The sequence below is a fragment of the Legionella sp. km772 genome (assembly GCF_003989735.1).
GTDB lineage: Bacteria > Pseudomonadota > Gammaproteobacteria > Legionellales > Legionellaceae > Legionella.
Genome location: NZ_RZGQ01000368.1, coordinates 1 through 1,133, shown reverse-complemented (window position 1 = coordinate 1,133; position 1,133 = coordinate 1). Strand labels below are relative to the sequence as shown.

Below are 1,133 nucleotides of genomic sequence, written 5' to 3'. Positions count from 1 at the left end.
GTTCTCTAGATCTTTTTAAAGAGCAATTGAATCATTAATTCATGCCCAAATCATAACACATCAGGGCAGGATTACGCACGCTCAGTGCTCACTAAAACAGGGGTTATTTGAACCATGCCGCTATTGATACAACAACGCCTGCGGGAAAATTAGTATTTGGTATTTTTGCTGCCCTTGCCGAATTCGAACGAGAAATGATTAAAGAGCGAACGATTGCAGGCATGCAAGCTGCAAGAGCACGTGGACGGAAAGGCGGGCGTCCTTACAAAATGACCGCTGCAAAACTCCGCTTAGCCATGGCTGCTATGGGAAATACTGAAACTAAAATTGGCAGCTTGTGTGAAGAGCTTGGGATTACAAAGCAAACATTATATCGACATGTATCGCCCGAGGGTGAACTGCGTGATGATGGAAAAAAATTACTTGGAAATATTTGATCTTCGAAAATATTGTTTTTTTTGAAGGCATAGAATGCATATTGAGAAACGAAAATTAAATTATTCATTGAGTAAAAGACGTTTTATGGGCTGTACGATCCTATCAATGAGGTGTACTTACTATTTATAGATCAATTTAAAACACGAATGTTTATTTGAATACTGAAGATAAGCTCTCGGGATCAACACTACTACTTAAAATATAAAATTTCTTTCTTCTATTTTTCTCTCCGGTAATCAGCTGGACATTCTTAGTAGGTACATTAAATATGTTTAGCCAAAAATTTCTGTAATGTATCATTCGCACGTCCATCAGCAGGTGGGGCATTTAATCGAATTTTAAGTGCACCATCATACATACCAACAATTTCAGTTGATTTAGCCCCTGGCTGTGCGTAAATAAGTATCCTTAGAGTATTTCCCTCTCGGCTGTACCACATAGACCTCCCTACTTCGTAAAAGAGACAAAAATGGTTAAATGGCGAACAAAAAAATTGTTCTCTATTTGACCATAAAACAAAATTTTAAGACTCTCACTGGCCGTATCAATAAATACAATGTTCCATTCTATTCTGGCATTGATATAGGCGCGGATTTTTAGACGAAAAAAAGGTATTTTTAAGAGCTATTCTTCTAATATAAGAGGGGAATAGAATGACCAAAAAGCGAAATTATTACACTGCATCAAAAAAATCA

The 1,133-nt window shown here is 37.0% G+C and carries 1 protein-coding gene and 1 pseudogene; one reads left to right on the top strand and one right to left on the bottom strand.

Features of this window, described 5'->3' with window-relative positions; genetic code table 11:
- Nucleotides 1–116: 116 nt before the first annotated feature.
- Nucleotides 117–437, top strand: a pseudogene (locus ELY15_RS15945) (recombinase family protein); the annotation flags it as partial.
- Nucleotides 438–700: 263 nt separating this feature from the next.
- On the opposite strand, the gene ELY15_RS16505 reads toward ELY15_RS15945, so the two are convergent.
- Nucleotides 701–877, bottom strand: coding sequence for a DUF167 family protein (locus ELY15_RS16505; RefSeq protein WP_233586876.1), 177 nt, complete (start codon nt 875–877; stop codon nt 701–703).
- Between the last annotated feature and the right edge of the window lie 256 nt (nt 878–1,133).

What these genes read in the sequence shown, in the direction of transcription:
- ELY15_RS16505 (WP_233586876.1), bottom strand. Translation starts at nt 877, where the DNA reads ATGTGGTACAGCCGAGAGGGAAATACTCTAAGGATACTTATTTACGCA.